The sequence below is a fragment of the Pseudomonas sp. MWU347 genome, assembly GCF_017947305.1.
GTDB classification, from domain to species: Bacteria; Pseudomonadota; Gammaproteobacteria; order Pseudomonadales; family Pseudomonadaceae; genus Aquipseudomonas; species Aquipseudomonas putida_A.
The window spans coordinates 238,926-264,641 of record NZ_JAFGZB010000005.1 but is presented as its reverse complement, the minus strand read 5'-3'; the positions used below and the strand labels follow the sequence as shown (position 1 = coordinate 264,641).

At 58.7% G+C, this 25,716-nt stretch carries 23 protein-coding genes and 4 tRNA genes; 20 read left to right on the top strand and 7 right to left on the bottom strand.

Features of this window, described 5'->3' with window-relative positions:
* The first annotated feature begins 207 nt into the window (after positions 1-207).
* Positions 208-1,371: an MFS transporter gene (locus tag KCG87_RS13110; protein ID WP_210557597.1), complete on the top strand. Its 1,164-nt coding sequence runs from the start codon at positions 208-210 to the stop codon at positions 1,369-1,371.
* Here KCG87_RS13110 and nhaR read toward each other — a convergent pair.
* A complete protein-coding gene (gene nhaR, locus KCG87_RS13105; RefSeq protein WP_139055775.1) occupies positions 1,366-2,265 on the bottom strand; it encodes a transcriptional activator NhaR in 900 nt (299 codons plus the stop codon). The two genes, KCG87_RS13110 and nhaR, sit on opposite strands and share 6 nt — an antisense overlap.
* Positions 2,266-2,418: 153 nt before the next feature.
* On the opposite strand from nhaR, the gene KCG87_RS13100 reads away from it, so the two are divergent.
* Positions 2,419-2,661 carry a hypothetical protein gene (locus tag KCG87_RS13100; RefSeq protein ID WP_007965379.1) on the top strand — a complete coding sequence of 81 codons (243 nt, stop codon included), beginning with the start codon at positions 2,419-2,421 and terminating at the stop codon, positions 2,659-2,661.
* Positions 2,662-2,690: 29 nt separating this feature from the next.
* Positions 2,691-3,440, top strand: a complete 750-nt coding sequence (locus KCG87_RS13095; protein ID WP_027613902.1) for a TerC family protein — start codon at positions 2,691-2,693, stop codon at positions 3,438-3,440.
* Between the two features lie 103 nt (positions 3,441-3,543).
* Here KCG87_RS13095 and KCG87_RS13090 read toward each other — a convergent pair whose 3' ends face one another.
* Positions 3,544-3,711: a hypothetical protein gene (locus tag KCG87_RS13090; RefSeq protein ID WP_167734114.1), complete on the bottom strand. Its 168-nt coding sequence runs from the start codon at positions 3,709-3,711 to the stop codon at positions 3,544-3,546.
* A gap of 232 nt (positions 3,712-3,943) precedes the next feature.
* Here KCG87_RS13090 and KCG87_RS13085 point away from each other — a divergent pair, with 232 nt between their 5' ends.
* From KCG87_RS13085 to KCG87_RS13075, 3 genes are all read left to right on the top strand, one after another.
* Positions 3,944-4,615, top strand: coding sequence for a peptidase C39 family protein (locus tag KCG87_RS13085; protein WP_210557779.1), 672 nt, complete (start codon positions 3,944-3,946; stop codon positions 4,613-4,615).
* Between the two features lie 89 nt (positions 4,616-4,704).
* The gene (locus KCG87_RS13080) at positions 4,705-4,911 is read left to right on the top strand and encodes a DUF6021 family protein (protein WP_047597456.1); all 207 of its coding nucleotides are present in this window, start codon (positions 4,705-4,707) and stop codon (positions 4,909-4,911) included.
* A 12-nt stretch (positions 4,912-4,923) separates the two neighbouring features.
* On the top strand, positions 4,924-5,118 hold the full coding sequence (locus KCG87_RS13075) for a hypothetical protein (protein ID WP_047291581.1): 195 nt from the start codon (positions 4,924-4,926) through the stop codon (positions 5,116-5,118).
* A gap of 150 nt (positions 5,119-5,268) precedes the next feature.
* On the opposite strand, the gene pbpG is transcribed toward KCG87_RS13075, so the two are convergent.
* The gene (gene pbpG / locus KCG87_RS13070; RefSeq protein ID WP_047597458.1) at positions 5,269-6,207 is read right to left on the bottom strand and encodes a D-alanyl-D-alanine endopeptidase; all 939 of its coding nucleotides are present in this window, start codon (positions 6,205-6,207) and stop codon (positions 5,269-5,271) included.
* A gap of 229 nt (positions 6,208-6,436) precedes the next feature.
* Complete coding sequence (gene folD / locus KCG87_RS13065) at positions 6,437-7,291, bottom strand: bifunctional methylenetetrahydrofolate dehydrogenase/methenyltetrahydrofolate cyclohydrolase FolD (RefSeq protein ID WP_003223627.1); 855 nt, start codon at positions 7,289-7,291, stop codon at positions 6,437-6,439.
* A gap of 275 nt (positions 7,292-7,566) precedes the next feature.
* Between folD and KCG87_RS13060 the strand changes: the two genes are divergently transcribed.
* From KCG87_RS13060 to KCG87_RS13015, 10 genes are all read left to right on the top strand, one after another.
* Positions 7,567-7,643 (top strand) — tRNA-Arg (locus KCG87_RS13060).
* A gap of 32 nt (positions 7,644-7,675) precedes the next feature.
* Positions 7,676-7,751: transfer RNA gene (locus KCG87_RS13055), tRNA-His, on the top strand.
* A gap of 58 nt (positions 7,752-7,809) precedes the next feature.
* Positions 7,810-7,894, top strand: a tRNA-Leu gene (locus tag KCG87_RS13050).
* 76 nt (positions 7,895-7,970) lie between these two features.
* A tRNA-His gene (locus KCG87_RS13045) sits at positions 7,971-8,046 on the top strand.
* 398 nt (positions 8,047-8,444) lie between these two features.
* Entirely contained in the window at positions 8,445-9,755 is a 1,311-nt protein-coding gene (gene tig, locus KCG87_RS13040; protein ID WP_027614582.1) for a trigger factor, read from the top strand.
* Positions 9,756-9,847: 92 nt separating this feature from the next.
* On the top strand, positions 9,848-10,483 hold the full coding sequence (gene clpP, locus KCG87_RS13035) for an ATP-dependent Clp endopeptidase proteolytic subunit ClpP (RefSeq protein ID WP_007951559.1): 636 nt from the start codon (positions 9,848-9,850) through the stop codon (positions 10,481-10,483).
* Positions 10,484-10,595: 112 nt separating this feature from the next.
* Positions 10,596-11,879 carry an ATP-dependent Clp protease ATP-binding subunit ClpX gene (gene clpX, locus KCG87_RS13030; protein WP_003223632.1) on the top strand — a complete coding sequence of 428 codons (1,284 nt, stop codon included), beginning with the start codon at positions 10,596-10,598 and terminating at the stop codon, positions 11,877-11,879.
* A gap of 163 nt (positions 11,880-12,042) precedes the next feature.
* On the top strand, positions 12,043-14,439 hold the full coding sequence (gene lon, locus KCG87_RS13025; RefSeq protein WP_003223634.1) for an endopeptidase La: 2,397 nt from the start codon (positions 12,043-12,045) through the stop codon (positions 14,437-14,439).
* 148 nt (positions 14,440-14,587) lie between these two features.
* The gene (locus KCG87_RS13020; protein WP_008077714.1) at positions 14,588-14,860 is read left to right on the top strand and encodes an HU family DNA-binding protein; all 273 of its coding nucleotides are present in this window, start codon (positions 14,588-14,590) and stop codon (positions 14,858-14,860) included.
* A 236-nt stretch (positions 14,861-15,096) separates the two neighbouring features.
* On the top strand, positions 15,097-16,968 hold the full coding sequence (locus tag KCG87_RS13015; RefSeq protein WP_098968094.1) for a SurA N-terminal domain-containing protein: 1,872 nt from the start codon (positions 15,097-15,099) through the stop codon (positions 16,966-16,968).
* 558 nt (positions 16,969-17,526) lie between these two features.
* Here the strand turns inward: KCG87_RS13015 and KCG87_RS13010 are convergent.
* Entirely contained in the window at positions 17,527-18,720 is a 1,194-nt protein-coding gene (locus tag KCG87_RS13010; RefSeq protein WP_210557599.1) for an MFS transporter, read from the bottom strand.
* Positions 18,721-18,840: 120 nt separating this feature from the next.
* Here KCG87_RS13010 and KCG87_RS13005 point away from each other — a divergent pair, with 120 nt between their 5' ends.
* The 3 genes from KCG87_RS13005 (at position 18,841) to KCG87_RS27580 (ending at position 21,099) form a co-directional block, all read left to right on the top strand.
* Positions 18,841-19,740, top strand: coding sequence for a LysR family transcriptional regulator (locus KCG87_RS13005; RefSeq protein WP_134785960.1), 900 nt, complete (start codon positions 18,841-18,843; stop codon positions 19,738-19,740).
* A gap of 91 nt (positions 19,741-19,831) precedes the next feature.
* Positions 19,832-20,719, top strand: coding sequence for a DUF2242 domain-containing protein (locus tag KCG87_RS13000; protein WP_098968097.1), 888 nt, complete (start codon positions 19,832-19,834; stop codon positions 20,717-20,719).
* A gap of 251 nt (positions 20,720-20,970) precedes the next feature.
* On the top strand, positions 20,971-21,099 hold the full coding sequence (locus tag KCG87_RS27580; RefSeq protein ID WP_256662080.1) for a hypothetical protein: 129 nt from the start codon (positions 20,971-20,973) through the stop codon (positions 21,097-21,099).
* Positions 21,100-21,103: 4 nt separating this feature from the next.
* Here KCG87_RS27580 and KCG87_RS12995 read toward each other — a convergent pair whose 3' ends face one another.
* Both KCG87_RS12995 and KCG87_RS12990 read right to left on the bottom strand, forming a co-directional pair.
* A complete protein-coding gene (locus tag KCG87_RS12995; RefSeq protein ID WP_134785962.1) occupies positions 21,104-22,144 on the bottom strand; it encodes an AraC family transcriptional regulator in 1,041 nt (346 codons plus the stop codon).
* A gap of 3 nt (positions 22,145-22,147) precedes the next feature.
* A complete protein-coding gene (locus KCG87_RS12990; RefSeq protein ID WP_210557601.1) occupies positions 22,148-23,278 on the bottom strand; it encodes a carbon-nitrogen hydrolase family protein in 1,131 nt (376 codons plus the stop codon).
* 206 nt (positions 23,279-23,484) lie between these two features.
* On the opposite strand from KCG87_RS12990, the gene KCG87_RS12985 reads away from it, so the two are divergent.
* Positions 23,485-25,524 (top strand): NADPH-dependent 2,4-dienoyl-CoA reductase, encoded by a 2,040-nt coding sequence (locus KCG87_RS12985; RefSeq protein ID WP_210557603.1) that lies wholly within the window; start codon positions 23,485-23,487, stop codon positions 25,522-25,524.
* Positions 25,525-25,716: the final 192 nt, after the last annotated feature.

The window sequence follows — 25,716 nt, the reverse complement described above, 5'->3', positions numbered from 1 at the left end:
TGTACGTTTTTCAGGGCGCGGACTTTATCACAGCGTAGGCGTTATCCTTCAGGCCTGTGACGATCTGCCACCGGATTGATCGGCAAGTCAGCAGGTTTGTGCAAGTCAGCCCGGAAACACTCTGTTAAGATTCGCCATCCTCATTTTCATAGTCTGCCAGCGGGCCTCTTGGTCATCGCTGGTGTCGTCGTTTTGCTGGAGTTGCTCATGCTGTTGCCCATTCTTCTGTTGTCCGCCGCCGGATTCACGGTGCTGACCACGGAATTCGTCATCGTCGGCCTGTTGCCGGCCATTGCCCGCGACCTGGCGGTAACCATTCCGCAGGCCGGTTTGCTGGTGACTCTATTCGCTTTCACGGTGGCGACGTTCGGTCCATTTTTGACCGCGTATTTCGCCCGCTTCGAGCGGCGCAAGTTGTTCATCACGATTTTGATCATGTTCGGCCTGGCCAACACCGTTGCGGCGCTGGCGCCGAACATCTGGGTCATGGCCATCGCCCGGTTGATCCCGGCGCTCGGCCTGCCGGTGTTCTGGGCCTTGGCCAGTGAGACGGCGGTGGACATCGTCGGCCCGGATCATGCCGGCCGCGCGATTGCCAAGATCGGCTTCGGCATTGTTTGCGCGACGGTGTTCGGCATTCCGGTGGGCACGTTGATTTCCGATGCGTTCGGCTGGCGCAGTGCGTTTGCGATTCTGGCGGTGATCGCTTTCGCCAAGGCCTTGCTGCTGTTTGTTTACCTGCCGAAAACCAGTCTGCACCAGCATCAGGTCAGCTTCGCCTCGCAGTTCAAGATCCTGCGCAACCCGCTGATGATCGGCCATGTGCTGTTGTCGATTCTGGTATTCAGCGGCATGTTCACCGCTTATACCTATCTGGCCGACATTCTTGAGCGTCTGGCCGGGTTCAACGGCACGGTGGTTGGCTGGTGCCTGATGGGCTTCGGTGCGGTCGGGCTGATCGGCAACTCACTGGGCGGTCGCGCGGTGGATCGTCATCCACTGGGCGCCTCGGTGTTGTTCTGCGCGTTCATGATTGCCGGCATGGTCTCGCTGGTGCCGAACATTCACTCGACGGTGGGGCTGGCGGTGGCCATGGGCATCTGGGGTATCACCCAGGCTGCGTTGTTCCTGGTCAGCCATGTACGCCTGATGAAGGCCGCACCGGAAGCGCCAGCCTTTGCCGCCTCGCTGAATATCGCCGGGGCCAATCTCGGGATTGGCCTCGGAGCGATGATCGGCGGGCGGGTGATCGACAGTGCTGGCCTGGGTTTTCTGGGGTTCGCCGCTGCCGGGTTCATTCTGTTGTCGGTGTTCCTCGCCATGGTGTTGATGACGCTCAAGCCGCGCGACGCGTGCGCCCAGGCGTCATAACGCGGTAAACAGCTCGCGTCGGGCACCTTCGGTAATCGCAACGATGCCGGGGTGCTTGACCTTGCGCTCCACCGAAATGGCATAGAACGACTCGGTCACCGCATCGGTCTGGCCAATCTCCTCGACGCCGTACTGGCGTTTGACTTCATCGGCAATCACGCTTGGGCCGATGAAAATCCCGCTGCCCGATTGGCCGAAGGCCTGCATCAGGGCGCTGTCATCGAACTCCCCGACGATTCGCGGCTGGATCTGTTGCTCGGCAAACCAGCGCTGCAAACGGCTGCGCACCACGGTTTCCGCGCCGGGGATCAACAGCGGTGCGCCGTTGAGGCTGCGCGGGAAATCCTGCCCGTATTGCGCCGCCAGCTGCGTGGTGGCGAAGAAACTGATCCCGCATTCGCCAAGCTTCTGGCTATAGCCCTTGATGTCGAGGTGCGACGGCATCGGGCTGTCGGAAATCACCAGGTCCAGGCGCTGGATCGCCAGATCCGCCAGCAGGCGTTCGAGTTTGTCTTCGCGGCAGGTGATGCGTAGCGGCTCGTGCAACTCCATGGTCGGCGCAATCAGGCGATAGACGATGGACTTGGGCACCACGTCCGCCACGCCGACGCGGAACAGTATCTGCTGCTCGTTGGGCTGGGCGCGCAGCATCAGCTCCAGTTCGCCGCCTAACTGAAACATCTGCTCGGCGTAGGGCAGGGCCTGACGTCCAGCTTCGGTCAGCTCCAGCTGACGGCCGACCCGTTGAAACAGTTCGATGCCGTATGTTTGTTCGAGCAGCGAAATCTGCCCGCTGATGGTTTGTGGCGTGAGGTTCAGCTGTTCGCAGGCACGCACGATGCTGCCGGTCTTGGCGACCACCCAGAAGTAATGCAGTTGTCGGTAGTTGAGCATCGAGCAATGGCCTCTGACTGGATTGCGCAGTGTTCGTTAAAACCGAAGTATAGCCGCTAAAAATACGAATTTTCCTGAAGTGTTTGTCTCCCTAGAATGCCCAGCCATCGACGGGCGGTCTGTGACCCTGTCTGTTCATTCGAAGGAAGTCCCATGAAATACACAATTCCAGCGTTGATGTTTACGTCTTTACTGCTTATGGCCGGTTGCGATCAGGCCGAGAAAAGCGCCCAGCAGTTGATGGGCAAGGCCGCCGAAAGCGCCAAACAGGCGATCGACGACACGCACAAGGCTGCTGAACAAGCACTCAGCGACGCCACCGGCGGCCTGATCGAGAAAAAAGAAACACCGGAAAAAGACGCGGAAAAATCCGAATCTTCCTCCAAGACCATCTAAACCGTCTTACACAGAGTCAGGACTGACCCATGGAATATCTGTTAGAACTCGCCGCCAGCCCCGCCGCCTGGGTTGCTTTGGCCACACTGGTGGTGATGGAGATCGTACTCGGCATCGATAACCTGATCTTTATTTCGATCCTGACCAACAAACTGCCCGTGCAGCATCGTCAGAAGGCGCGTCGAATCGGTATCGGCATGGCGCTGATTCTGCGTCTGGCTCTGTTGAGCACCATCGCCTTCATCGTGCAGTTGACTGCCCCTGTGATCGAAATCATGGGCCAGGCGTTCTCTTGGAAGGACATGATCCTGATTGCCGGTGGTCTGTTCCTGGTGTGGAAAGCCACAACCGAGATCCATCACAGCATGGACCCGGCGCCGGAAGACCCGAAAAGCGCAACATCGACCGTGACCCTGGGCTTCGCTGCCGCGATCGGTCAGATCCTGATGCTGGACATGGTGTTCTCCATCGACAGCATCATTACTGCGGTGGGCATGACTGAGCACTTGCCGATCATGGTGATCGCAGTGGTGGTCTCGGTAATGGTGATGCTGTTTGCGGCTGAACCGCTGGCCAAGTTCATCAACGACAACCCGACGGTGGTGATGCTCGCGCTGGGCTTCCTGATCATGATCGGCATGACGCTGATCGCCGAAGGCTTCGGCGCCCATGTACCGAAAGGGTATGTGTACGCGGCCATGGCGTTCTCGGCAGCGATTGAGGTGCTGAACATGATGTCGCGCCGGGCGAAGCAGAAGAAGCTGGCTCAGCAGGCGTAAGCGCTGACCAGCCAAAAGCCCCCTGAGCGCCAAGCGTTCAGGGGGCTTTTTTATGGGCGGAACGTTTGCAGTATCAACGTTTGCAGTATCAACGTTTGCAGTATCAATGTGCGGTCGCGTGCCGTGCGTTGTGCTTTTGCGGTTTTTCGACCGCCACAGGTGGCTGCGGGTGATGGTGGCGCCGCGAAATTCGCAGCACGCCCCACAACATGGCAGTGGCCACGGCCAGCCAGCCGGCGATCAGCATTACGATAGTCATGGTCAGGCTCATCAGTGCCTCCTCTTTGCCCTGCATCGGGCACACACTTTTTCAGTTCGCTCTGTTTCAGTGACAGTCTAGACAATGGGGTGTTTCAGACTATTGACCAAAGGTCGGTGATGACCAATCAGTTCGCTCTATGCAAACGATCGGTCTGCGGTTTAAGGCTATACCGCAGGCGTGCGTCGCCCTATGATCGCAGGCGTTGCCGGAACACGATGACCGGCGTCTGACGAGAGTGATGATGGTGCAGGTATTTTCTCGATTGCGAGGGGCGTTGCTGGTGGCCGGTTGCGCGGCGGTGTTGGCAGGGTGTGCGGGCAGTGTCGCGCCGCAGGTCAAGCGTCTGCCGGAACGGGTCGAACTCAGCGGCACGTTCTATCGCGGCGAAGCCAATCAAAGTGGTCCGCAAGTGCTGGCCAGCCTGTTGTCGCAGCAAGGCATCATGATCACCCCGGGCTTGCTGGAAAAACCGTTGCATCTGCCGGATGCACAAGAGCAGTTGCAGCAGAATCTGCAGAGCCTGGCTCGCGATTACGGCATGGTGGTCTATCCGCTGGACAAGAATTTGCCTGCCCTGTTGACCCAGGTCGCGGCAGGTTATCCGGTAATGGTGCGCTTCAGTGAAGGCTCGGCGTTCTGGGCCGAACCGCGTTACGCGATCCTTTCCGGTTATGACCGGCTGAAACAGAAGGTGCTGTTGCGCGCCGGGATGAATCGCCGCGAACTGATGAGTTTCAGTTCCTTTGAATCCGCCTTCGAAAAATCCGGCGGTTGGGCAGTACTGATCCAGAAACCGTCGCAGATTCCTGCCGAAGTCGACCGCCAGCGCTGGCTCAAGGCCGCGGACGAGCTGGCGCAGGCCGGGCAGGAACGTGAAGCGGCGCAAGCCAGAAAGGCTTTGGCCGCACATTAAGGCTCCGTTCGTCATCTGCCGGGCACCCTCACGCCCGGCAGGCCTCTCACTGATAGAGCCCGAATGTGCGGGTGAATCAGGAGGCGAGCATGGCAGATTCCCCATCCCCGAAAGGCCCACACTCAAGCGAGCATTCGTCCGGTCATGATCTGGGTTTCGATCCGGATTCACCGGATCTCGACGATCCGCAAGTTGATCCGGTCGGCCCCGCCAAGGCGCCGCGAGACGTGCAACCGGACGACGACAGTCAGCGACCGGCCAAGCCCTATGATCCGTTGGCTGATCTGAAACCATGAAGTGAGGTGCGTATGAGTACCGATTCCAGCTTCGACGATAAAAAACCGGACAGCGTGCCGACCACGCCTGAGGACGACGTGGACCCTGTGCTGGATCCGGACAGCCCGCTGCGCGATCCGCTGGCGCGACCTAATGTGCTGACGCCAGATCCGAGCGCTGGTGACGGCATTCCGGACGACGACAAAATGCCGTTACCCAATGATTGAATAACGGGTATTTAACCACTGGCTGAATACCTCTGTGGCGAGGGAGCTTGCTCCCGCTGGACTGCGCAGCAGGCCTTTTCTGTTAAAAAAGAAGGTCCTCTACGTGCCCCAGCGGGAGCAAGCTCCCTCGCCACAGTTGGATATTTCTAATTACTTGGAGGCTTCGACCACGCCGCTCTGGCGCGACTTGAGGTTTTTCTCGGCCTTGTATTGCTGCGCAACTGCCGGGACGCTGGCGCTACGACCGGTTTCCATCCAGCTGCGGATACGGCTGGCATCGGCAAAATGCGTGTACTTGCCGAACGCATCGAGAATCACCAGGGCAACCGGGCGGTTGCTCATTCGCGTCACCAGCACCAGGCAATGACCCGCCGGGTTGGTGAAGCCGGTTTTGGTGATCTTGATGTCCCAGTCAGCCTTGTTCACCAGGTGATCGGTGTTGCGGAAACCCAGGGTGTAATTGGGCTTGCGGAACGCTACGGTTTTTTCCTTGGTGGTGGTCAGCTCGCTGAGGATCGGATGCTTGCTAGCGGCCACCAGCAGTTTGCTCAAGTCGCGGGCGGTGGACACGTTGCGTTCCGACAACCCGGTCGGCTCGACATAGTGCGTATTGGTCATGCCCAGCGCTTTGGCCTTGGCGTTCATTGCGGCGATGAACGCGGCGTAACCGCCTGGATAGTGATGCGCGAGGCTGGCGGCAGCACGGTTCTCCGAGGACATCAGGGCAATCAGCAGCATCTCGCGACGCGGCAGTTCGCTCTTCAGTTTGACTCGGGAGAACACGCCTTTCATTTCCGGCGTATGGCTGATGTCGACGTCGATCCATTCGTCCATGTTCTGGTGCGCTTCAACCACCACCAGTCCGGTCATCAGTTTGCTCACAGAAGCGATCGGTACGATCACATCCGGATTGCTCGAATAGATGACTTTATTGGTCTGCAAATCCATAAGCAGGGCGCTGCCGGAGGCGATCTTCAGTTGTGAAGCGTCGCGTGGCGCGGCGGTAGTTTCTGCGGCGTTGACCGTTGGCGTGACGAATGTGCCTGAAAAAGCAAAAACCAGGCTCAGGATCGAAAGACGAATTTTCACGCGGGCGAACTCATAAAGGTTGGATATTCCGTTAGTTTGTAACGGGTTATTTCTTCAAAGCGTCGCATTCTAGGAGTATGGCTGAAGATCTGTCGATGGTTGTTTGAATGACCTGAAAATCTCGTGAAAAGGCCTGTAAAAAGAGGGGTTTCCGGCGAACGGTTAGTGTTTTTTCTCAGATACGAAAAACCCCGCACAAGGCGGGGTTCTTTTATTGCGGAAAAACGTCTCAGGCGTGCAGGGTTTCTGCCGCGTAGAGGGTGTTTTCCAGCAGGCAGGCACGGGTCATCGGGCCAACGCCGCCGGGAACCGGAGTGATCCAGCCGGCGCGGGGCAGGGCGGTTTCGTACACCACGTCACCGACCAGCTTGCCATCGTCCTGACGGTTGATGCCGACGTCGATCACGATCGCGCCTTCCTTGATCCACTCACCCTTGACCAGTCCCGGCTTGCCGGCGGCGACCACCACCAGGTCAGCGCGACCGACGTGGCCGGCCAGGTCCTTGGTGAAGCGGTGGGTGACGGTCACGGTGCAACCGGCCAGCAGCAGTTCCATCGCCATCGGACGACCGACGATGTTCGACGCACCCACCACCACCGCATCCAGACCATAAAGGTCCACGCCGGTGCTTTCCAGCAAGGTCATGATGCCTTTTGGGGTGCACGGACGCAGCAACGGAATGCGCTGGGCCAGGCGACCGACGTTATAAGGATGGAAGCCATCGACGTCTTTGTCCGGGCGAATGCGCTCCAGCAGTTTGGAGGCGTCCAGGTGCTCGGGCAGCGGCAGTTGCAGCAGCACGCCGTCGATGGCCGGGTCGTCGTTGAGGCGATCGATCAGATCGGTCAGCGCTTCTTGAGTGGTTTCGGAAGGCAGGTCGTAGGCTTGAGAGAGGAAGCCGACCTCTTCACAGTCTTTACGCTTGTGCGAGACATAAACCTGAGAGGCAGGATCGCTGCCGACCAGGATCACCGCGAGGCCGGGAGTGCGCAGGCCTTGCTGGCGACGCTCGGCAACTCGTTGGGCGATCTGCTGGCGCAGGCTGGCGGCGATCGATTTGCCGTCGATTAGTTGTGCAGTCATTGCGCGTGATTAACCATCGAGAGGGGAAAAAAAGAGAACGCATTCTCGCATGTCAGACGGTGAGGGCAAAGGCGCTTGGTCAGCAAATTCCCCTAACTCCTTTAATTAAATGAATTTTTTTCAAAAAGGATTTGACGGCCTTGGGAGCGCTCTATACTATTCGTCGCACTTGTCGGGCGCAGCCTAGCACTGGTTAAGAAGGTTGAGCGGAATTAGCGTTCTGCGAAGCTGGAAAGCATTTAGTTTGTAGTCCTCCAAGAGTACAGATTAATAAGGCGCCCGTAGCTCAGCTGGATAGAGCATCCGCCTTCTAAGCGGATGGTCGCAGGTTCGAGTCCTGCCGGGTGCGCCATTAGGCAGCTTTGGCACAAGTAGCGCGATATGGTGGGCGTAGCTCAGTTGGTAGAGCACGGGATTGTGACTCCCGTTGTCGTGGGTTCGATCCCCATCGTCCACCCCATATTTCGAAAGGCGTCAGATGTAACAGTCTGGCGCCTTTGCTTTAAAAAGCTTCATCTGCGGATGTGGTGGAATTGGTAGACACACTGGATTTAGGTTCCAGCGCCGCGAGGCGTAAGAGTTCGAGTCTCTTCATCCGCACCAATTAAAGCTTCATTCATGCCGCAGGTCTGATGAAGTTCAGCAAAGAAGTTGAATGGCTTTTTTGTGACGCAATATGGTGGGCGTAGCTCAGTTGGTAGAGCACGGGATTGTGACTCCCGTTGTCGTGGGTTCGATCCCCATCGTCCACCCCATATTTCGAAAGGCGCCAGATTTAACAGTCTGGCGCCTTTTTTGTTTTACGGCTGGTGGTTTGTCGCGCAGCGTTTCGGGTCGAAGGGCAGGGCGTTTCGTCGTGTTCAGGGGCTTGCTGTCAGTGTGCCGACCGCCGGCCATGTTCGCGGGATCAGCCGTCAGGGAGATGGCTCGCAGTCTCTTCTATATATAGAAGCGGTTGAAGCAGAGCCTTGGCGTGATGGTCTTTATTCGTCTTCGAGGTGGAGTGCATTGCTGCATTCACACCTATAAATGGCCTGCTGTTTTTTTACCCGTTTTCAGTAGGGTGACTTCTTGAGTTTGACCCACTAGAATGCATGCCCTTGATTCTGGGGTCGGAAACGGCCGGCTAACGTCTGTGCAACGAGGAATATCCATGCAAGTTTCTGTTGAAAATACTACTGCTCTTGAGCGCCGCATGAGCGTCACCGTGCCGGCTGAGCGCATTGAGAGCCAGGTCAACAAGCGTCTGCAGCAGACTGCCCAAAAGGCCAAGATTGCTGGCTTCCGTCCAGGCAAAGTGCCAATGAGCGAAATCAAGCGCCGTTTCGGTGCTGACGCTCGTCAGGAAGCTGTTGGTGATGTCATCCAGTCCTCCTTCTACGAAGCCGTGGTTGAGCAGAAGCTGAACCCTGCCGGTTCGCCTTCGATCGAGCCGAAGTCGCTGGAAGCTGGCAAAGACCTGGAATACGTTGCCGTATTCGAAGTGTTCCCTGAGTTCACCGTTGCCGGTTTCGACGGCATCACTGTCGAGCGCCTGAGCGCTGAAGTGGCTGACGCCGATCTGGACAAGATGCTGGACATCCTGCGCAAGCAGAACACCCGTTTTGAAGTGGCCGATCGTGCTGCTCAGAACGAAGACCAGCTGAACATTGATTTCGTTGGCAAGGTTGACGGCGAAGCCTTCGCTGGCGGCTCGGCCAAAGGCACTCAGCTGGTGCTGGGTTCCGGTCGCATGATCCCGGGCTTCGAAGAAGGCCTGGTGGGCGCTAAAGCGGGCGAAGAGCGCGTTCTGAACCTGACCTTCCCTGAGGACTATCAGAACCTGGACCTGGCCGGCAAAACCGCCGAGTTCACCGTGACTGTAAACACCGTTTCCGAGCCTAAGCTGCCAGAGCTGAACGAAGAGTTCTTCGCTCAATTCGGCATCAAGGAAAGCGGCATCGACGGTTTCCGCACCGAAGTTCGCAAGAACATGGAGCGTGAGCTGCGTCAGGCCATCAAGTCCAAGGTAAAAAATCAGGTAATGGACGGTCTGCTGGCCACCAACCCGATCGAAGTGCCGAAGGCTCTGCTGTCCAACGAAGTTGACCGTCTGCGTGTGCAGGCGGTTCAGCAGTTCGGTGGCAACATCAAGCCTGACCAACTGCCGGCCGAGCTGTTCGAAGAGCAAGCCAAGCGCCGTGTAGTGCTGGGTCTGATCGTGGCCGAAGTGGTCAAGCAATTCGACCTGAAGCCTGACGAAGCCCGCGTTCGCGAAATGATTCAGGAAATGGCTTCGGCTTACCAGGAACCTGAGCAGGTCGTGTCCTGGTACTACAAGAACGAGCAGCAACTGAACGAAGTTCGTTCGGTTGTGCTGGAAGAACAAGTTGTGGATACTGTTCTGCAGAAAGCTAGCGTGACCGACAAATCGGTCTCTTACGAAGAAGCGGTCAAGCCGGTAGAAGCTCCAAAAGCCGACTGATTGTTTTTGCGTTAAGAAGTACACACATAAGCCAGCCTTCGAGCTGGCTTATGCGTATTCAAGACATAACTATTTGGGAGTGACTGCAGAGCATGTTCCGTAATTCGTATATTCAGCAGAACTCTGATATCCAGGCCGCCGGCGGCCTGGTCCCGATGGTTGTCGAGCAATCTGCTCGTGGCGAGCGCGCCTATGACATCTACTCGCGCCTTCTGAAGGAGCGCGTCATTTTTCTGGTGGGTCCTGTAGAGGACTACATGGCCAACCTGATCTGTGCGCAATTGCTGTTCCTTGAAGCGGAAAACCCGGACAAGGACATCCATCTCTATATCAACTCCCCGGGCGGTTCGGTGACAGCGGGCATGTCGATCTACGACACCATGCAGTTCATCAAGCCAAACGTCTCGACGACGTGCATTGGTCAGGCGTGCAGCATGGGTGCATTCCTGCTGACGGCCGGTGCTCCAGGCAAGCGTTTCTGCCTGCCGAACTCGCGTGTGATGATTCACCAGCCACTGGGCGGTTTCCAAGGCCAGGCCTCGGATATCGAAATCCATGCCAAGGAAATCCTCTTCATCCGCGAGCGTCTGAACACGCTGATGGCCAAGCACAGCGGTCGTACGCTTGAAGAAATCGAGCGCGACACCAACCGCGACAACTTCATGAGTGCAGAAGCTGCGAAGGAATACGGCCTGATCGACGAAGTCATCAACCAGCGTCCTGCGTAAAATAAGCAGCTCAAAATAAGGTGGGTCGGCAGGTCCGACCACCAGCGGGCTTGAAAAAGCCCGCAATAGCCTTCATCTTGTGTTGCAAGCCTATCGGATTTGGATCGAACGAATGACTGACACCCGCAACGGCGAGGACAACGGCAAGCTGCTCTATTGCTCCTTCTGTGGCAAAAGCCAGCATGAAGTGCGCAAATTGATTGCCGGCCCCTCGGTCTTTATCTGCGACGAGTGCGTCGACCTGTGCAATGACATCATCCGCGAGGAGGTGCAGGAAGCACAGGCCGAAAGCAGCGCGCATAAATTGCCTTCGCCTAAAGAAATCAGCGGCATCCTTGACCAGTATGTAATCGGTCAGGAGCGTGCGAAAAAGGTTCTGGCCGTAGCGGTGTACAACCACTACAAGCGCCTGAATCAGCGTGACAAGAAGGCTGACGACGTCGAACTCGGCAAGAGCAACATCCTGCTGATCGGCCCGACAGGCTCCGGTAAAACCCTGCTGGCCGAAACACTGGCCCGCCTGCTGAACGTTCCGTTCACCATCGCTGACGCAACCACCCTCACCGAGGCCGGTTACGTAGGTGAAGATGTCGAGAACATCATTCAGAAATTGCTGCAAAAGTGCGATTACGACGTGGAAAAGGCCCAGATGGGCATTGTCTATATCGACGAAATCGACAAGATTTCCCGCAAGTCCGACAACCCGTCGATCACCCGCGATGTTTCCGGTGAAGGCGTGCAGCAGGCCTTGCTCAAGTTGATCGAAGGCACGGTCGCTTCCGTTCCACCGCAAGGTGGTCGCAAGCATCCGCAGCAGGAATTCCTGCAGGTCGACACCCGTAACATCCTGTTCATCTGCGGTGGTGCGTTCTCTGGTCTGGAAAAGGTTATTCAAAACCGTTCCACCAAGGGCGGCATCGGTTTCAACGCAGAAGTGCGCAGCAAGGAAGAAGGCAAGAAAGTCGGTGAATCCCTGCGTGAAGTCGAGCCTGACGATCTGGTCAAGTTCGGTCTGATCCCGGAATTCGTCGGTCGTCTGCCGGTTCTTGCGACGCTGGACGAGCTCGACGAGGCTGCGTTGATGCAGATCCTCACCGAGCCGAAAAATGCTCTGACCAAACAGTATGCCAAGCTGTTCGAGATGGAAGGCGTGGATCTGGAGTTCCGGACCGACGCACTGAAATCGGTCGCCAAACGTGCTCTGGAACGTAAAACCGGTGCCCGTGGCCTGCGTTCGATTCTCGAAGGTGTGCTGCTCGACACGATGTACGAAATCCCTTCGCAGTCTGAAGTGAGCAAAGTCGTCATCGATGAAAGCGTGATTGAAGGCAAGTCCAAGCCACTGTATATCTACGAAAACAGTGAGCCGACGGCCAAGGCAGCGCCGGACGCGTAAGCGTCCACACTGCCGGAACAAAGAAGGGGCCTTCGGGCCTCTTTTTTTTTATGTCGTTTTTTACATCCGCTTTGCGCTTGTTTTTTTTCAAGGCAGCCCCCATCTTGGTTTCAAGTTTAATTCCATCTGATTACGGCCATATGGCCGCCGTAGAGGCGAAATCATGAAGACAACCATCGAATTGCCTCTCCTGCCATTGCGTGATGTCGTGGTTTATCCGCACATGGTTATCCCGCTGTTCGTGGGGCGCGAGAAATCCATCGAAGCCCTCGAGGCCGCGATGACGGGCGACAAGCAGATCCTGCTGCTGGCCCAGAGAAACCCGGCTGACGATGATCCCGGTGAAGACGCTCTCTATCGCGTAGGTACTATCGCCACTGTGTTGCAGCTGCTGAAGCTGCCGGACGGCACCGTCAAGGTTCTGGTCGAAGGTGAGCAGCGCGGTGCTGTAGAGCGCTTCAGCGAAGTCGACGGGCATTGCCGCGCCGAAGTCTCGCTGATCGACGAAGTCGACGCCGCCGAGCGCGAATCCGAAGTGTTCGTGCGCAGCCTGCTGTCGCAGTTCGAACAATACGTGCAGTTGGGTAAGAAGGTCCCGGCTGAAGTCCTGTCGTCGCTCAACAGCATTGATGAGCCGGGTCGTCTGGTCGACACCATGGCCGCGCACATGGCGCTGAAGATCGAGCAGAAACAGGAAATCCTCGAAATCATCGATCTGTCGGCCCGGGTCGAGCACGTGCTCGCCTTGCTGGATGCCGAAATCGATCTGCTGCAAGTTGAAAAACGCATTCGCGGCCGCGTCAAAAAGCAAATGGAGCGCAGCCAGCGCGAGTACTACCTGAATGAGCAGATGAAGGCCATTCAGAAAGAGCTGGGCGACGGTGACGAAGGTCACAATGAAATCGAAGAGCTGAAAAAGCGCATCGATGCTGCCGGCCTGCCGAAAGATGCCTTGGCCAAAGCCACCGCCGAGCTGAACAAGCTCAAGCAAATGTCGCCGATGTCCGCTGAAGCCACCGTGGTGCGCTCCTACATCGACTGGCTGGTGCAGGTGCCGTGGAAGGCGCAAAGCAAGGTACGCCTCGACCTGGCGCGTGCTGAAGACATTCTCGACGCCGATCACTACGGTCTCGAAGAGGTCAAGGAGCGCATCCTTGAATACCTCGCCGTGCAGAAGCGCGTGAAGAAGATCCGTGGCCCGGTGCTGTGCCTGGTGGGTCCTCCTGGCGTGGGTAAGACCTCGCTGGCAGAGTCGATTGCCCACGCCACTAACCGTAAATTTGTGCGTATGGCCCTCGGTGGCGTGCGTGATGAAGCGGAAATTCGTGGTCATCGTCGGACTTACATTGGTTCGATGCCAGGAAGATTGATTCAAAAGATGACAAAGGTGGGCGTACGCAACCCGCTGTTCCTGCTCGATGAAATCGACAAAATGGGCAGCGACATGCGTGGCGACCCGGCGTCGGCGTTGCTGGAAGTGCTCGATCCGGAGCAGAACCACAACTTCAACGATCACTATCTGGAAGTCGATTACGACCTGTCCGATGTGATGTTCCTGTGCACCTCGAACTCGATGAACATCCCGCCGGCATTGCTGGACCGGATGGAAGTCATTCGTCTGCCGGGCTACACCGAAGACGAAAAGATCAACATCGCCGTAAAGTACCTGTCGCCCAAGCAGATTGCCGCTAATGGTCTGAAGAAGGGTGAGCTGGAATTCGACGAGGAAGCGATCCGCGACATCATCCGTTACTACACCCGTGAAGCCGGTGTGCGTGGCCTCGAACGTCAGATAGCCAAAGTCTGCCGCAAGGCCGTGAAAGAACATGCGCTGGAAAAACGCTTCTCGGTAAAAGTGACAGCTGACCTGCTGGAGCATTTCCTCGGCGTGCGTAAATTCCGCTACGGTCTGGCAGAGCAACAGGATCAGATCGGTCAGGTGACTGGCTTGGCGTGGACGCAGGTGGGCGGTGAATTGCTGACCATCGAAGCGGCTGTGGTGCCGGGTAAAGGTCAGCTGATCAAGACCGGTTCGCTGGGCGATGTAATGGTCGAATCGATCACTGCGGCGCTGACCGTTGTGCGCAGCCGTGCCAAAAGCCTGGGCATTCCGCTGGACTTCCATGAGAAGCGCGACACGCACATTCACATGCCGGAAGGGGCGACCCCGAAGGACGGTCCTAGCGCGGGTGTGGGCATGTGCACGGCACTGGTGTCAGCCTTGACCGGGATTCCGGTGCGCGCCGATGTTGCCATGACCGGCGAAATTACCCTGCGTGGCCAAGTGTTGGCGATTGGTGGTCTGAAGGAAAAACTGCTGGCGGCTCACCGTGGCGGAATCAAGATTGTGATTATTCCGGAAGAGAACGTGCGCGATCTGAAGGAGATTCCTGACAATATCAAGCAGGATCTGCAGATTAAACCGGTTAAATGGATTGACGAGGTCCTGCAAATTGCGCTGCAATACGCGCCGGAGCCCTTGCCGGATGTGGCTCCGGAGATAGTTTCCAAGGACGAAAAACGTGAGTCTGATTCAAAGGAAAGAATTAGCACGCATTAATACGTTTTTGCCTGGGGGGCTTCCTTGACAGCTTTTTAGAGCCCTTGTTATAAAGCGGCTCTTAAGTGTCTGTAGGCCATTCAGCACTCGTTTTTGCTTTCACCAAAAAACTTAGAATCATCTCAAAATAGATATAAGGGGACTTAGAGTGAACAAGTCGGAACTGATTGATGCTATCGCTGCATCCGCTGATATCCCGAAAGCTGCTGCTGGCCGTGCGCTGGACGCTGTAATCGAATCCGTCACTGGCGCTCTCAAGGCTGGCGACTCCGTTGTTCTGGTTGGTTTCGGCACTTTCTCCGTGACTGATCGTCCAGCTCGCGTTGGTCGTAACCCACAGACCGGCAAGACGCTGCAAATCGCTGCTGCTAAAAAGCCAGGTTTCAAAGCCGGTAAAGCACTGAAAGAAGCTGTTAACTAAGTTAGTTTGTTTCAGGTTTTTACCCATCCGGGTCGGGGTCATGCCTGACTTGGCAGCGGAGCGGTAGAGCAGGTCGCTGGAACAGCCGCCTGTAACGCCGGGATCGAGGGTTCGAGCCCTGTCCGCTCCGCCAGTTACGAGAAGGCGCATCCTCGGATGCGCCTTTCTTCTATCCGGATTCTACCCACGCTCCACGGTTGCCTAATTTTTGAAGTTCAACCGTTTCTGGGGGACGCATGCTGCAGAATATCAGGGACAATTCACAAGGCTGGATTGCCAAGACCATTATCGGGGTCATCGTTGCACTGATGGCTCTGACCGGTTTCGATGCCATTTTCAAGGCCACGACGCACACCAACGATGCGGCCAAGGTCAATGGTGAAGAAATCAGCCAGAACGAGCTGAGCCAGGCCGTTGACATGCAACGCCGTCAGCTGATGCAACAACTGGGCAAGGACTTCGATGCTTCCTTGCTTGACGAAAAAATGCTCCGCGAATCGGCCCTCAAGGGCCTGATCGATCGCAAGCTGCTGCTGCAAGGCGCAGAACAATCGAAATTCGCTTTCTCCGAAGGTGCACTGGATCAGGTGATCCTGCAGACCCCTGAATTCCAGGTGGACGGCAAGTTCAGCTCCGAGCGCTTCGACCAGGTGATTCGTCAACTGGGCTACACCCGCATGCAATTCCGCCAGATGCTGGCTCAGGAAATGCTGATCGGTCAGTTGCGCGCCGGTGTTGCCGGTAGCGGCTTCGTCACCGACGCCGAAGTGCTGGCATTTGCCCGTCTGGAAAAACAGACCCGCGATTTCGCTTCGCTGAACGTCAAGGCCGACCCGGCCGCGGTCAAGCTGACCGACGATGAGGTCAAGGCTTACTACGACGAGCACGCCAAGGAGTTCATGACCCCTGAGCAAGTGGTCGTCGATTATGTCGAGCTGAAGAAGTCTTCGTTCTTCGACCAGGTTGCGGTCAAGGATGAAGACCTGCAGGCGGCGTATCAGAAAGAGATCGCCAACCTGTCGGAACAGCGTCGTGCGGCGCACATCCTGATCGAAGTCAACGACAAGACCACCGACGCTCAGGCCAAGGCGAAGATCGAAGAAGTCCAGGCGCGTCTGGCCAAGGGCGAGAAATTCGAAGCGCTGGCCAAGGAGTTCTCGCAGGATCCGGGCTCGGCCAACAATGGCGGTGACCTCGGTTTTGCCGGTCCTGGCGTCTATGATCCAGCTTTCGAAAAAGCCCTGTACTCGCTGAACAAGGACCAGGTGTCCGAGCCGGTGCGTACCGACTTCGGTTACCACCTGATCAAGCTGCTGGGTGTTGAAGCGCCGGAAGTTCCGACCCTGGCCAGCCTGAAAGACAAGTTGACCCGCGAGCTGAAGACTCAACAGGTCGAGCAGCGTTTTGTCGAGGCGACCAAGCAACTGGAAGACTCGGCGTTCGAAGCGTCTGACCTGGCCCAGCCTGCGGCAGATCTGAAACTGACTGTGCACACCTCCAAGCCGTTCGGCCGTGAAGGTGGCGAAGGCATCGCCGCCAACCGCGCGGTGGTGACGGCTGCGTTCAGTCAGGAAGTGCTGGAAGAAAACGCCAACAGCACCGGTATCGAGCTGGACCCGGAAACCGTGGTCGTGCTGCGCGCCAAGGAACATCTGAAGCCTGAGCAGTTGCCACTCGAAGCGGTGAACACGGCGATCCGTGCCCAACTGACTAAAGAGCACGCCAGCGCTGCGGCCAAGACCAAGGCTGACCAGTTGATTGCTGGTCTGCGCGATGGCAAGACTGCACTGGACAAGGCGGTTGACGGCCAGAACTGGAAGGTTGTGACGGCGGCGACCCGTGCTCAGGAAGGGGTTGACCCGACTGTGCTGCAGGCGTTGTTCCGCATGCCGAAACCGGCAGCCAAGGGCAAGCCGACGTTCAGCAGCGTGACCTTGCAGGACGGTAGTCTGATGATTGTGCGTCTGGACGGTGTGAATGAAGCAGTAGCGCCGACTGATGAAGAGAAGGCGCAGTACCGTCGTTTCCTGGCTTCGCGTGAAGGTCAGCAGGATTTTGCGGCGTTCCGTAAGCAGTTGGAGAGTCAGGCGGACATCAAGCGGTATTGATGGTTGACTGAGTGGTAACAGGAAAGCCCCGATCTTATGGTCGGGGCTTTTTTATGGTTGAGATTTGGGTGTATATCCGTTGCTTCGGGTGCTGCCGCTGGCGGTTTCGCTCTTACAGCGAGTCACCTTTTCCAGACGCCGAAAAGGTAACCCAAAAGGCTTGGCCCCGGCGTTCGGCCCTCGCCGTGGCTCGGGTTCCTTCGTTACGGGATTCATCCGGGGGCATCGCCTCCGGTTTGCTTCGCTGCACCTCCTCTCGATGTGTTTGGCTTCGCCAAACGTCGCTGCGCTCCTTCCCCCGGATAAACCCCTTCACTCAGCCTGCCGATGGGGCCGGCACGGCAAGATCAAGAGCTTTCGGCGAGCTGACACTCCGCCATTTGAGTGGTGAAGAGCATGCGTTCGGCTTTTGCGCTACTGTGGGAGCTGGCCTGCCGGCGATGGCGGCCTACGAGCCGGCCTGTCTCTAACTGACTATCCGCAGATCAATTGTGGGAGCTGGCTTGCCAGCGAAGACGGCCGACTAGCCGCCCGGCCCCTCACAGACAAACATCCCAATCACACAAACCCATAGCCCCTCGCCCTCAGCACCGCACTCAAGGTCAAAACCAGCAACCCCACAACAATCCACGGAAACCCCCCAACCCCCAGACTCCCCAGCAGCAAACCACCCGCCAAACCACCCCCGGCAATTCCGACATTCCACAGGGTCACCAGCATCGACTGCGCCGTATCGGCAGCCTCTCCAGCGGTTTTCGCCGAGGCAGTCTGCAACAGCGAAGGCATCGCACCAAACGCCAGGCCCCACACGGCGACGGCGAGGTAGACCACGGTCGCCGATTCTCGCCACAGGCCCAAGGCGATGGCGGAGAGCATGAACAGCAGCGTGCTGATCAGCACCAGTTCGCGCAGCCAGTGATCGATCAGGCTGCCGACGATCCACAGGCTCAGCACTGAGGCCAGGCCGAACACCAGCAGCACCCGGTCGATATCGCTGGCCAGTCCTGACGGTTGCAGGAACGGTGCGATGTAGGTGTACAGCAGGTTGTGGGCGATCACGTAGGTCAAGGTCACGAACAACACCGAGCGTACGCCGGGCAGGGTGAAGACCTGACGTAGGGGCAGGCGTTTTCCTGTGTGTTCTCCGGCAAAGTCCGGCACTTGCCAGCGCACCCAGATCACCAGCAACAGCGTCAGCGCAGTCATGATGGCGAAGCTCAGGCGCCAGCCGACCAGCGTGCCGAGTAGTGTGCCGGCCGGGATGCCCAGCGAGAGTGCCAGTGGCGCGCCAAGCATGGCGACGGTGATTGCCCGGCCTTGCAGGTGTGGGGCAACCATGCGGCTGGCGTAGCCTGCCAGCAACGCCCACAGCAGCCCGGCAAATATCCCGGCGAGCAAGCGTGCGGTCAAAGTCAGCCAGTACCATTCCGACACGGCGGTGATGCTGTTGGCGATGGCGAAGCCGCCGATGGCTGACAGCAGCAATGGCCGACGACGCCAGCTGCGGGTGACGATGGTCAGCGGGATGGCGGCGAGCATCGAGCCAATCGCGTACAGGGTGACCAGTTGCCCGATCAGTGCCTGGGAGACATTCAGCCCCGCGCTCATTTGTGGCAGCAGGCCGGCGGGCATGGCTTCGGTCAGCACCGTGATGAAACCGGCGGTGGCCAGGGCCAGCAGGGCGCCGAGGGGCAATCGTTCGCGGGTGTCGACTGGCTGGGTGAGGGCCGAGGTCAGTTGTGCGTCGTTCATGAGTCAGCGTCCATGTGCCGAAGTGGGTGAAGGCCATAGGCTAGGGCGCTGCGCATTGGAGAAAAATGGGTTACGGTTCCGAACATATCGGACATGGATGTCGTGAATCGGAGGGGCGGAATGGACAGTCTGGGCAGTATTTCGGTGTTTGTTCAAGTCGCCGAGACCCGCAGTTTTACCGAGGCTGGGCGGCTGCAGGGCGTGTCGTCTTCAGCGGTGGGCAAAAGTATCGCCCGGCTGGAGGCGCGATTGGGCGTGCGGCTGTTTCATCGCACTACCCGCAGCATCACCCTGACCAGCGAGGGCGCGCTGTTCCTCGCACGCTGTCGCAAAATTCTTGCCGAGGTGGAAGCCGCCGAGTTCGAACTTTGCGATTCCGCCTCCCAGCCCCATGGCAAACTGCGCATCAGCCTGCCGCAGGTGCACGGCCTGGTAATGCCGGTGATGAATGAGTTCATGGCGCTGTACCCGCAGATCGAGCTGGATCTGGACCTGACTGATCGCATGGTCGACGTGGTTGAGGAGGGCTTTGATGCGGTGATTCGTACCGGTCAACCACGTGATTCACGGCTGATGGCGCGGCCCTTGGGCGAGTTTCACATGGTGCTGGTGGCGAGCCCGTTGTATCTGCGGGAGCACGGCGTGCCGCAAATTCCCGCCGATCTGGCGGAGCACGCCTGCTTGCGGCACACCTTTCATGCCACTGGCAAGCTGGAGCCATGGCCATTGATTGGCGAGGAGGGCGCGCCGGAGCCGAGCTTGCCGACGCGGCTGGTCACTACCTCCATCGAAGCCGTCCATCATGCGGCGCTGGCAGGGATGGGTATCGCCTGCCTGCCGGATTTCATGACCCATGAGGATGTGGCGCAGGGGCGCTTGCAGCGAGTGCTGGATGCCTATATGCAGCACACCGGTCAGTTCTGGGTATTGTGGCCCTCCAGTCGCCATGCCACCGCCAAATTGCGCGTCTTCATCGATCACTTGTCGCTGCGACTTTTTCCGGCAATCAAGGGTCAATAGGGTTGTAACGGCTTTAAGACACAATCCATGCGCCGCAGGGCCACGTTCTGTTGCACAATACGCCCCGGACTGTTTTTCCTCAGGATGTTCAATGTTGATTTCAACTCCCATGCGTGTCGTTGGGTTGGCGCTGTTGTTGACCGCTGTTGCTGGCTGTTCGAAGGACAAGCCGATCTATGAGCATGAGAACTTCGATGATTCCGGCACGTTCTCGCGCAATTATCCGGTGGCCGACACCGCGAGTTGCGAGGCGGCCCGTCGTGCGTTGCTCAGCCAGGGCTACATCATCACCAGCAGTGACCCGAAACTGATCAGTGGCCACAAAAGCTTCCAGCAAACCGGTGAAACCCACATGGAGATCAGCTTCAATGTGGTGTGTACCGAAGATGGCAGCTCCAAGCACCATGCCACGGTGTTCGCCAATGCCCTGCAGGATCGCTATGCGCTGAAGAAGACCAACAACTCCGCCAGTCTCGGGGTTGGCGTATTGGGTTCGGTGTCGATGCCGATCGGCTCATCCGACGATTCGATGGTCAAGGTGGCCAGTGAGACCGTGACCTCGCAGAAGTTCTACGAGCGGTTCTTCACGCTGGTTGAGTTGTTCCTGCCAGCCGATGCGAAGAAAGCCGCGCACATCGAAGAAAAACCCAAGACCGATCTCGGTGTGCCTGAGCCCAAGCCTGCCGCTGTAGCGCCGGTTACACCTGCACCGGCGGTAGAGGCAACGCCTGCACCGCCGCCAGCCGGGATTGTCGAGCCTGCCCAAAACATGACGCCGGCAGCCCCGGCAGCGACCCCGGCCCCCGCTCCGGTTGCGCCGACGCCAACGGGTTCTGAGCCAGTGGTGCCGCCGGCCGAGTCAGCGCCGATCACCCCGGCACCGAGTGCAGAGCCTGCACCGGCTACCGAAACGATCACGCCGCCGGCCAACCCGACCAATATCCCGCCGCCATCGGAGCCGATTCCGGCGATGCAGTAACACACACACATCCCATGTGGGAGCGGGCTTGCTCGCGAAAGCGGAGTATCAGTCAATGTATATGTTGATTGACACTGCGCTTTCGCGAGCAAGCCCGCTCCCACATTTGTTTTGTGGTGTACTCAAATCTCGTTACATTCCCCCGACAAAAATCCTGCGATAAATTCCTGACCACCTGCTACGTTTTATTCATGAAGGCGGGATGTCACTTTTCCTTCATACGGGCACGATAGGCTCGAGGCACTGGTCAGTTGATCGGGCTATTTTCAAACGGGCAGCAGGGGGATCACACGATGGACGACTATCAAGAAGAACTGCTCGAATACCAGGCGTATGAACTGGATCAGCCAGAGCCGGCCGAAGACGCCACCGAGTTGTAAGGTGTCAGGCGGTTTTGCGGTGACTGCGGCGAAACTCGCCGGGGGTCTGGCCGCTCCAGCGCTTGAAGGCGCGTTGAAACGCCTCGGCTGAAGCAAAGCCCAGCAGGTAGGCGATCTCGCCGAACGCCAGTTCGGTGTCGCGGATGTAGGTCATCGCCAGATCACGGCGGGTGTCATTGAGGATCGCGCGAAACTGCGTGCCTTCCTCGGCCAGTTTGCGCCGCAAGGTCCAGGTCGGCAGCTTCAGGCGCGCCGCCACTTCTTCCAGGTCGGGTTCCCGGCCACCATTGAGCAACGGCCCCAGCAGTTGAGTGATGCGTTCACGCAGGCTGCGGGTGCGGGTCAATTGCTCCAGTTCCCGTTCACACAATTGCAGCAGATGCCGCCAGGTACTCGGACAGTGCTCGGGATTACGCTGTGCGAGGCTGTTCAGGTTCAGGCGCAATTGATTGCGCTCAGCGCCGAACTGGATCGGGCAGTCGCCCAGCGCGTTGTAGGCGTCGCGGTAGTCCGGCGCGTCAAATTCGATCTCGATGCGCTCGGCGCGCAGTGGCTCGCGACCGACGCTGGACAGTTGATGCAACCAGCCGGCGATAATCGAATCCACTACAAAACGGTTATAGGCGTTGTACGGGCTGATCGAATAGAAGCGCAGCCACGCGCCATGAGCGTCTTCGTGAAAACTCGACTGCCCGCGATAGTTGGAGCCGTACAGCGGCTCGAAGCGGATCAGACAACGGGCGGCCTCGCGCACGGTCGGCGCCTGCGCGGCAGTGACCCCGGCGAGTCCGGCCTGACTCAAGCGGCTGAGCTGACCCATGCGCAAGCCCAGTGCCGGATCGCCGGTCAACTGAATCGCGCTGTGCCCCAGACGCATGTAGCGCGGAATCGACAACCGCGCGCCGGCCTCGGCCAGTCGCGCAGCATCCAGCCCATATTGTTCGAGCAGCGGTTGCGGATCGGCACCTTGGCTGCGCACGGCATCAGCGAGGCTGTGCACGAAACCTACCGACAGATCCCCCAGACGCATCGGCAGCGGCTTCATGGCTTACAACCAGATGTTCAGCAGACGCGCGCCACGGGCTTCGCCATCGGCGAATTGCTGGCCGTTGCTGCTGAGGAAGCTTTGCCCCGAACCGGGCTTGTCCCAGAACTGGCCGCGCAGGAACACGCTCATGCCGGCGATCGCACGGCTGCTCGGTGGCTGTGCAGTCAGTGTCAGGCGATGCCAGGCCTGACCTTCACTGATTTCTCCGGGCTTGAGGCTGACCGACCCCGGTGTACTCGAACCCTTATAGCCGGCCCACGGCTGATTCCAGGCGTCGTGGCCGACGACGAAGGCCGGCACCGCCACCAGTTGCGCGCCTTGCTCGTCGAGTCGGCGATAGTTGTCGGGGTACCAGCTGTCGCTGCCGATCAGCACACCCAGACGCCCGGCCGGGGTCTCGATCACGTTGATCGCGTGGGCGTCGTCGCCCTCGATCACATCGCGCTGTTCGAAGATCGGGTGCATCTGCCGCTGTGGCTGGCCCAGCGGTACGCCATCACGGCCGAACACCACGCTGCTGTTGAACAGCGCGCCGCTGCCGGGCTTGAGCTGGCCGTCGCGGATGCTCGGTTCGGGCAGGACGATGGAACCGGCCACCAGTGTGACGTGGAATTCCTTGGCCAGACCACCGAATAACGTCTGGTAATCCTTGGCCATGGCTTTGGACTTCATGCGCAGGTGCGCGTCGTCGAGGCGATTTTCGCCCTTGGCAGTGAGCCAGGCGCGGGCGAACAGCAACGGATTGCTCGCCGCCAGCCAGTTCATCGCTTCGACGAGGGTCGGCGCCTGGTAGAGCTCGTCTTTCTCGCCGCTGATCATCAGCCAGGTGCCGACATGCTCGGGCAGTACCACCACGGTTTTTTCGTTGAGCAGCCCCTGATCCTGTGCCTGCTGCAGATAGGCCGCGAGTTTGCGGTGCAGGCGCTCGGGGCTTTGGTAGTCGGTGGGAAACAGTTCCGGCTGGATGCCCAGCAGATTGCCACGGTCGGCGGGCGTGCCCTGATCGACCGCCAGTTTGATGCGCAGGTCCGACAGGTAATGCCCCGCCGGCCGGTCCGCCGCCCACATGGCGTAGGTGGTCAGGGCGGCAACGATGGCCATGGAGAAAAACAGATACAGAAGTTTGCGCATGAAAACCAACAACAGCCGGGTACAGGGTGTGGCGACTAGGGTAGGGCGCATGCCTGCGCTTGCCAAGGGGCGCTGCGCATTTGGATCAATAAGTTGTCAGTTTCGGTCATTGAGTGACAGCGGTGCGACTCTTAGTCTGTCGAACATGACTGACGGGGGACGCAGAGCTCCCGCAATTTCCGTGATCGCACGTTGTGGAGTTACCGATGACCGCCGCTCATTACCCGCACCTGTTGGCCCCGCTGGACCTGGGATTCACCACGCTGCGCAACCGCACCCTGATGGGCTCGATGCACACCGGCCTTGAAGAGAAACCGGGTGGCTTCGAACGCATGGCCGCGTACTTCGCCGAGCGTGCCCGTGGCGGTGTCGGCCTGATGGTCACTGGCGGTATCGGCCCGAACGACGAGGGCGGCGTGTACTCCGGCGCAGCCAAACTGACCACCGAGGAAGAAGCGCTCAAGCACCGCATCGTCACTCGCGCAGTGCACGAGGCGGGCGGCAAGATCTGCATGCAGATCCTCCACGCCGGGCGTTATGCCTACAGCCCGAAACAGGTCGCGCCGAGTGCGATTCAGGCGCCGATCAACCCGTTCAAGCCCAAAGAGCTGGACGAGGAGGGCATCGAGAAACAGATCAGCGATTTCGTCACCTGCTCGGTACTGGCGCAGAGCGCCGAGTATGACGGTGTGGAAATCATGGGCTCTGAAGGTTATTTCATTAACCAGTTCCTCGCTGCGCACACCAACCACCGCACCGACCGCTGGGGCGGCAGCTATGAAAACCGTATGCGCCTGCCGGTGGAAATCGTCCGCCGCGTGCGCGAAGCAGTCGGCCCGAACTTCATCATCATTTTCCGTTTGTCGATGCTTGATCTGGTCGAGGGCGGCAGCAGCTGGGAAGAGATCGTGACCCTGGCCAAAGCCATCGAGCAGGCCGGCGCGACCATCATCAACACTGGCATCGGCTGGCACGAAGCGCGGATCCCGACCATCGCCACCAAGGTGCCGCGCGCGGCGTTCAGCAAGGTCACCGCCAAATTGCGTGGTTCGGTGAACATTCCGCTGATCACCACCAACCGCATCAACACCCCGGAAATCGCCGAGCAGATTCTCGCTGAAGGCGATGCCGACATGGTCTCGATGGCACGGCCGTTCCTCGCCGATCCGGACTTCGTCAACAAAGCTGCAGAAGGCCGCGCTGACGAAATCAACACCTGCATCGGTTGCAACCAGGCGTGCCTCGATCACACCTTCGGCGGCAAACTCACCAGTTGCCTGGTCAACCCGCGTGCCTGCCATGAAACCGAGCTCAACTATTTGCCGGTGCAACAGATCAAGAAGATCGCCGTGGTCGGTGCCGGCCCTGCCGGTCTGTCCGCCGCGACCGTGGCCGCCGAGCGCGGGCATCAGGTGACCTTGTTCGATTCCGCCAGCGAAATCGGCGGCCAGTTCAACATCGCCAAGCGTGTGCCGGGCAAGGAAGAATTCTTCGAAACCCTGCGCTACTTCAAGCGCAAGCTGCAGACCACGAATGTCGAGGTGTGCCTGAACACCCGTGTCGACGTGGCGAAGCTGGTCGAGGGCGGTTACGACGAAATCATCCTCGCCACCGGCATCGCGCCGCGTGTGCCGGCGATTCCGGGCGTGGAGAATGCCAAGGTGCTGAGCTACCTGGACGTGATCCTCGAGCGCAAACCGGTGGGCAAGCGCGTCGCGGTGATTGGCGCGGGCGGTATCGGTTTCGACGTCTCGGAATTCCTTGTGCACCAAGGCGTGGCCACCAGTCTGGATCGCACCGCGTTCTGGAAAGAGTGGGGCATCGACACCCATCTGCAAGCCCGTGGTGGCGTGGCCGGGATCAAAGCAGCGCCGCACGCGCCGGCTCGCGAAGTGTTCCTGTTGCAGCGCAAGAAAACCAAGGTCGGCGATGGCCTGGGCAAGACCACCGGCTGGATTCACCGCACGGGCTTGAAGAACAAGCAAGTGCAGATGCTCAACAGCGTTGAATACCTGAAAATCGACGATGAAGGCCTGCACATCCGTATCGGCGAAACCGGCGAGCCGCAAGTGCTGGCGGTGGACAACATCGTGATCTGCGCCGGACAGGATCCACTGCGCGATCTGCAGGAAGGTCTGGTCGCGGCGGGGCAGAATGTGCACTTGATCGGCGGCGCCGATGTGGCGGCGGAGCTGGATGCCAAGCGGGCGATCAACCAGGGTTCGCGTCTGGCTGCTGAACTCTAAGCCCCACAAATCTCCAATGTGGGAGCGGGCTTGCTCGCGAAGGCGTCGTGTCAGTTGACCTATGCAATGACTGACAGACCGCATTCGCGAGCAAGCCCGCTCCCACAGTAGATTTGTGGTGTTCGCAGAATTTATGCATGCCGCGGATCCTGTAGGAGTGAGCCTGCTCGCGATGGCGTCCTGTGAGCGACT